Genomic DNA, 6,286 nt, shown 5'->3' on the forward strand with positions numbered 1-6,286 from the left:
ACAGATGTCCCACTGCGACATTTGAAGGTGTACGGTGCAAGCATGAAGGAAACAGGGAACGTCCCGGAACGGCGCAGCCGCAAGGCGCGCAGGACCCGGGACGCGCTGGCGCGGAACGCGCTCGAGCTCGTGCTCGAACGTGGTCTGCGGAGCGTCACGGTCGAGGAGATCGCGCAGGCGGCCGACGTCGACCGGCGCACCTTCAGCCGGTACTTCCCGAACAAGGAGGCCGCCGTCCTCGACGCAGTACGGGGCGACGGCGACCGGATCAACCGCGCGCTCCGCGAGCGCCCGGCTGCCGAGCCACCGCTCACCGCCTACCGCCGAGCCGTTCTCGACTGGCTCGACGACCCGGAGGCGGAGCCCTGGCACCGGCGGCCCCGCATCTTCGACCTGCTCGTCATGGCCGAGGAGGAACCCACTCTCTACGCGGCGTACCACCACATCCGGGTGGACGCCCAGGAGGAGTCGGTGGCGATCCTCGCGGAACGTCTCGGTGTGGACCCGCGGCAGGACCTCCGTCCCGCCGTGGCCGTCGCCGCGGGAGCCGGAGCGCTCCTCGCGGCCCAGGCGGCATGGGTACGGGGCGGCCGGCCGGCCGCCCTGCCCGAATTCGTCGTACAAGCCTTCGACGCCCTCTCCACACACCTGTCGGTTTCCCGGCAGGACGGGCCGGCGCCCCACAGCACCACGCAAGGAAGCACCCCATGAGCATCAACCTCCCCACCGCGTACGAGTCGGAGTTCGCCGGCAAGGTCGCCCTCGTCACCGGCGGCGCCTCCGGCATCGGCCTCGCCCTCTCCCGGCGGCTCGCCGCGAGCGGGGCGACCGTCGTCGTCGCCGACCACAACGAGGCCAGCGCCCGCGAGGCCGCCGCCGAGCTGGAGACCACCGGCGCCCGCGCCGCGGCCGTCGCCCTCGACGTCACCGACCCGGCGTCCGTCGAGGCCGGCGTGCGGTTCGCCGTCGACACCTTCGGCGCCCTGCACCTCGCCGTGAACAACGCCGGCATCGGCGGACCCGCGCGGACCACCGGCGACTACGGCATCGAGGACTGGAACCGGGTCGTCGCCACCAACCTCAGCGGCGTCTTCTACTCGATGCGCTACGAGCTCCCGGCCATCCTGGCCTCGGGCGGAGGCGCCGTCGTCAACATGTCGTCGATCCTCGGCACCAACGGCTTCGCGAACTCCCCGGCCTACGTCGCCGCCAAGCACGGTGTCGTCGGCCTCACCAAGACCGCGGCACTCGAGTACGCGGCCCGGAACATCCGCATCAACGCCGTCGGCCCCGGCTTCATCGACACCCCGCTGCTCCGCGACACCGACGGACCGGCCCGCGACCACCTGATCTCCCTCCACCCGGCCGGCCGCCTCGGCACCTCGGAGGAGGTCGCCGAACTCGCCGCCTTCCTCCTCTCCGACCGCGCCTCCTTCATCCACGGCAGCTACCACCTGGTGGACGGCGGCTTCTCCGCCTCCTGATCCCCGGGTGGCGCCACGCCACCACGGGGGTCACAAAGGAAGCACGAGAAGCGAAGGAGAGTCATGAAAGCCGTCCAGTACCGCACCATCGGCGCCGCACCCGAGGTCGTCGAGATCCCCGAGCCCGTCGCGGGGCCCGGCCAGATCCTGCTCAAGGTGAGCGCCGCGGGCGTCTGCCACTCGGACATCGCCGTGATGAGCTGGCCCGCCGAAGGGTTTCCCTACGAGCTGCCGCTCACCCTCGGCCACGAGGGCGTCGGCACCGTCGCCGCACTCGGTGAGGGCGCGGAGGGCGTCTCGGTGGGGGACGCGGTCGCCGTCTACGGCCCCTGGGGCTGCGGCACCTGCGTGAACTGCGCGGAGGGCCGGGAGAACTACTGCCTGCGCGCCGCCGACCTCGGCATCAACCCGCCCGGCCTGGGCAACCCCGGCGCCATGGCCGAGTACATGATCGTCGACGACGCCCGTCACCTGACACCGATCGGCGACCTGGACCCGGTCAAGACCGTCTCGCTGACCGACGCGGGCCTCACCCCGTACCACGCGATCAAGCGCTCGCTGCCGAAGCTGCTGCCCGGCGCCACCGCCGTGGTCATCGGCACCGGCGGCCTGGGCCACGTGGCCATCCAGCTCCTGCGTGCCATGACGGCCGTACGGGTCATCGCGCTCGACGTGACCGAGGAGAAGCTCGCGCTCGCCAAGGCCGTCGGCGCCCACGAGGCCGTGCTGTCCGACGAGAACGCCGCCGCCAGGGTCCGCGAGCTCACCGGTGGCATCGGTGCCAAGGTCGTGTTCGACTTCGTCGGCGCCGAGCCCACCGTGAAGACGGCCGGCGCGGTCGCCTCCATCGACAGCGACGTCACCATCGTCGGTATCGGCGGCGGCCTGCTGCCCGTCGGCTTCGGTGTCCTGCCGTTCTCCACGTCGGTCACCGCGCCGTACTGGGGCTCACGCAAGGAGCTCGCCGAGGTCATCGAGCTCGCCCACGCCGGTGCCGTCGACGTCCACGTCGAGACGTACTCCATCGACGAGGCCCCGCTCGCCTACGAGCGGCTGCACGCGGGCAAGATCAACGGCCGCGCGGTCATCCTGCCCAACGGCTGACAGCGGCGGACGACTCGCCGGGACGCCCGTGGAGGGCGCCCGGCGAGTCGTCCGTGCTCTCAGGGAGCGGCCGTCACCACGTCGTCCCGGGTCAGCCGCACGGGTTCGGTACCCGAGGAGCTGTGCCGCTCCGCCCAGTTCTCCAGCGCCGTACGGCACGCGTGGTCCAGGTGGTGCAGGCCGGTGAGATCCAGGTCGATGGGACGGTCCTCGGGCAGGGCCTCCAGGCTGTCGAGTATGTTCGGCAGCCGCAGGAAGGTCGCGTTGCCCGACAGCCGGGCGTGGACCCGGTCACCACGGCTGTCGACGACCTCCAGTTTGATGTGGGAGGCGTCCCAGGCCGCCTTGGCCACCGACAGGGCCAGACCGGTCAGCACACCCTCGAACATGTTCACCGTCACGATCGCCACAGCCGTGACGACCAGGATCAGCGCCTCACCGCGGTGCTCACGCCACAGGGACGCGAGCGAACGCAGCGGAATCAGCTTCCATCCGGCGTGGATGAGGATTCCCGCGAGGGCGGGCAGGGGGATGAGCTCCAGCGCGGACGGGAGCAGCGCCGCGAAGAGGAGCAGCCACACACCGTGCAGCACCCGTGAGGCCCGGGTCCGCGCACCCGCCTGCACGTTGGCGGAGCTCCGCACGATGACCGCGGTCATCGGCAGCGCGCCGAGGAGTCCGCAGACGGTGTTGCCCGTGCCCTGGGCCATCAGCTCCTTGTCGTACCGGGTACGTGGCCCGTCGTGCAGCCGGTCCACCGCCGCCGCGCTGAACAGGCTCTCCGCGGAGGCGATGAGGGTGAAGGCCGCCACGGTCCCGAGCAGGCTCAGGCTCGCCAGCCCGCCGAACTCGGACAGCGCGGGGACCTGGACGGCATCAAGCAGTCCTTTGACCTGGACCGTCCCGACCGGCAGGTCGAAGACCAGCGAGGCGAGTGTCGCCAGGGCGACCGCGGCGAGCGCGCCCGGAACGGCCCGTACCCGTTTCGGCATCCTGCTCCACACCACCACCAGGGCGATGGTCGACGCGGCGACCGTGAGGGAGGTGAGCGCCGCGGGACTCGACACGGCGTCGGCCAGCAGTCCTGGGACGCCGGTCATCTTTCCCGTGCCGGAGGCCGGCGCCTCGGCGCCGGCGGCCGCGTAGAGCTGCCCCGCGATGAGCACCAGGCCGATACCGGCGAGCATGCCCTCGACGACCGAGACGGAGATGGCCCGGAACCAGCGGCCCAGCCGCAGGGCGCCCATGGCCAGCTGGAGCAGCCCCGTGGTCAGGACGATCACGCCGAGCGCGGGAAGTCCGAAGGTCCGCACGGCCTCGAAGACGAGCACGGTCAGACCGGCGGCCGGTCCTGACACCTGGAGACTGCTGCCGCGCATCACGCCGGTGACGAGACCGCCCACGATGCCGGTGATCAGCCCCAGTTCGGCCGGGACACCGGAGGCCACGGCCACGCCCACGCAGAGCGGCAGGGCGACGAGGAAGACGACGAGGGAAGCGGCGAAGTCCTGCCGCAGATGAGGGAACTTGGTGAGACGGTCCACAGCGGCCCTCATCCCGTGCGGAAGGGGGCCGAGCGCACGTCGCCGGGCGGGGGTGCCCAGACCGCGCTGTCGCTGATGCTCAGGTCTTCTGCCGCAGGATCGACGAGAAATTGCATGCCAGTGGTTCCTCCTGGCGCGCCGGAGGACGGCGCGTCGGTACGCGTACGAGAACTGGGGGCCGGGAGGGCGCGCCGGGAGGACCCCACGGCGCCGCGTCACGCAGGACTGCGGGCCGGGGCAGGTCTCCGGGCGCCTCGGTCAGCTCAGCAGCGGAAGACCTGGAGCAGGGAGGTGGAGTGGGCGGTCGAGGATCTGGACGTGTGATGCGCGTTGCCCATCGCCGCGACGGCGGCCGTCGTGAGCATCCCACCGGCGGCGGCCGCCACCGCGGAACGCGACGGTGCCTCGGGGGCGGGCACGGTCGCGGAGCGATGCCGGTCGCGGTGGCGCAGCACGCCGTTCGGCTCACCTCCGCGATCGGGGGTGCCGCACGTGGCGTACGCGCTGTGGGCCGGGCCCGCATCCGGGAGGCGGTCCGCCGGCGTTCCCGCCGCGGACCCATGGAGATCGGGCCCCTGGAGATCCGGCGAGGAAGCGCCCGAGTCGGGAGCCAGAAGGAAGCACATCAGGAGTGCGAGAACGAATCTGACCGCCGCTGTTCGCACCCTTCACCTCCTGGTGGACTTCACCGTGTATCTCGGGACGCTAACAGGCCTGAGGGCTTATGGAGTTAACCCTTTGTGAAGAGTCTGAAAGTGCATGCCTGGCGGGTCGAAACATACGCAGGACCCCTGTGGCCTGGGCTTATACCACACGATCGGTTCTCAGTATGTGAGATCGTCGGCGCGTGCGTGGCGTCTGCATATGCCGCATGAGCGGTACGCAAAGTATTCGCACAATGGTTCGCCCTTGGGGTGGGTGCCTGTCTTCCGGAAACACGGCCGAGGTTGAGCGGATCGATGGCCGGATCAATGTCGTATGCCGCGGACTCGGCTCTGTGGCGCGCGGCTGATTTCGCTCGCTCCGGCCGAATGGAGGTGGCCGCGGAGTGCGCCCGGGGGCGGGCCGGCCGGGCTGGTTCCCGCAGTGCCCGCCCGGGTCCGCCGCCGGCCGGCCCGCGCCCGCCCGTTGCCGGGAGTCGGGCGCCGCCAGTCGTCCGTCGGCCATCCGCCGCCTGATGAACAGTTCGACCGGATGGCGGGATGAGCGGGGCGCATGCCCGGCGCACGGGGGCTCGGCGCGCATTCAGGGTGCATACGGGGAGTGAGCGGGCGCACGCGCGAAACTATCCGGAAATGCGTGGGTCATAGTCAGGGATAACGGCGCAATGGGGACATGAGGGTGACTTGATGTTTTCGCACTAAGCCGGTTGGCATATGTCCACGGCCAAATCTGTTTCCGTCGCTCCATTACGTACTCGTGGGTAACCGAGTGAATATTCCTCTCGGTTCTCTCTGTTCCTCTAGGGTGACTGGCGTGAACGGGCGGGTCGGGGGAAGCCGTGTCTCCGTCGCCGGTTTACCCCCGGTATTCGAACGGGTACGGTGTCGCCGCTCCGTATGGCCGGAAACGCATGCGGGGTGTCGGCGAGTGATAGTGCGACGGCCACCGAGAACGGTGTCCGGGTAATGTCCGGAAACGGACGACGAGCATTCCGTGAAAATGGTGAGAACAGGTGGGGGACGCCGTGACCAACCCTTTCGACGACGAGTCGGGGCGGTTCGTGCCGCTGGTGAACGAGGAAGGCCAGTACTCGCTGTGGCCCGCGCATCTCGACGTTCCGGGCGGCTGGCGGGCTGACGGCCCGGAAGGGTCGCGTCAGGACTGTCTGGATGCGATCGAACGGTCCTGGAGCGACATGCGGCCGGCCAGCCTGGTCAGGTCCATGGGAGCGGACGCCGGATAGGTGCACGTCCGGGGCGGCGAGAGCGCCGCCCCGGACCGAGTGACGCCCTGGTGATCAAATTTAATCAATCTCGCTCTCTGTCTGATCAAAATTGATCACATGGTGTTAACTGCTGGCCTTTTTCGCTCATGCTGATGTTCCGTCAGGCGTGTTGTTCACGCGCTATTCATCCATCATCGGCAGGCCTTCCGTCCGCCTGTCCTCGACACGTGAAACCGCGTATGTCTCATTCCGGGTTGCCCCGACCC

6 protein-coding genes are annotated in these 6,286 nt (G+C 69.9%); 4 read left to right on the forward strand and 2 right to left on the reverse strand.

Going from position 1 to position 6,286, the window contains the following annotated elements; genetic code table 11:
* Positions 1 to 42: 42 nt before the first annotated feature.
* The 3 genes from OG488_RS33980 to OG488_RS33990 all read left to right on the forward strand — a co-directional run bounded on the left by OG488_RS33980 (position 43) and on the right by OG488_RS33990 (position 2,588).
* The gene (locus OG488_RS33980; protein ID WP_329236243.1) at positions 43 to 711 is read left to right on the forward strand and encodes a TetR family transcriptional regulator; all 669 of its coding nucleotides are present in this window, start codon (positions 43 to 45) and stop codon (positions 709 to 711) included.
* Positions 708 to 1,484 carry an SDR family NAD(P)-dependent oxidoreductase gene (locus OG488_RS33985; protein ID WP_329236244.1) on the forward strand — a complete coding sequence of 259 codons (777 nt, stop codon included), beginning with the start codon at positions 708 to 710 and terminating at the stop codon, positions 1,482 to 1,484. The genes OG488_RS33980 and OG488_RS33985 overlap by 4 nt, the downstream gene beginning before the upstream one ends.
* 63 nt (positions 1,485 to 1,547) lie before the next feature.
* On the forward strand, positions 1,548 to 2,588 hold the full coding sequence (locus tag OG488_RS33990; protein ID WP_329236246.1) for an NAD(P)-dependent alcohol dehydrogenase: 1,041 nt from the start codon (positions 1,548 to 1,550) through the stop codon (positions 2,586 to 2,588).
* Positions 2,589 to 2,647: 59 nt separating this feature from the next.
* On the opposite strand, the gene OG488_RS33995 is transcribed toward OG488_RS33990, so the two are convergent.
* Together OG488_RS33995 and OG488_RS34000 are read right to left on the reverse strand one after the other, a co-directional pair.
* Positions 2,648 to 4,144 (reverse strand): SulP family inorganic anion transporter, encoded by a 1,497-nt coding sequence (locus tag OG488_RS33995; RefSeq protein WP_443074254.1) that lies wholly within the window; start codon positions 4,142 to 4,144, stop codon positions 2,648 to 2,650.
* 251 nt (positions 4,145 to 4,395) lie between these two features.
* Positions 4,396 to 4,587, reverse strand: a complete 192-nt coding sequence (locus tag OG488_RS34000) for a hypothetical protein (protein WP_329236250.1) — start codon at positions 4,585 to 4,587, stop codon at positions 4,396 to 4,398.
* 1,232 nt (positions 4,588 to 5,819) lie between these two features.
* Here OG488_RS34000 and OG488_RS34005 point away from each other — a divergent pair.
* The gene (locus OG488_RS34005) at positions 5,820 to 6,038 is read left to right on the forward strand and encodes an MbtH family protein (RefSeq protein WP_329236252.1); all 219 of its coding nucleotides are present in this window, start codon (positions 5,820 to 5,822) and stop codon (positions 6,036 to 6,038) included.
* Positions 6,039 to 6,286 lie beyond the last annotated feature (248 nt).

The organism is Streptomyces sp. NBC_01460 (assembly GCF_036227405.1).
In the GTDB taxonomy this organism is placed as follows: domain Bacteria; phylum Actinomycetota; class Actinomycetes; order Streptomycetales; family Streptomycetaceae; genus Streptomyces.

Excerpts from the sequence above, each read along its gene's own strand:
- OG488_RS33980 (WP_329236243.1), top strand. The coding sequence starts at position 43 with ATGAAGGAAACAGGGAACGTCCCGGAACGGCGCAGCCGCAAGGCGCGC.
- OG488_RS33985 (WP_329236244.1), top strand. The coding sequence starts at position 708 with ATGAGCATCAACCTCCCCACCGCGTACGAGTCGGAGTTCGCCGGCAAG.
- OG488_RS33990 (WP_329236246.1), top strand. The coding sequence starts at position 1,548 with ATGAAAGCCGTCCAGTACCGCACCATCGGCGCCGCACCCGAGGTCGTC.
- OG488_RS33995 (WP_443074254.1), bottom strand. The coding sequence starts at position 4,144 with ATGAGGGCCGCTGTGGACCGTCTCACCAAGTTCCCTCATCTGCGGCAG.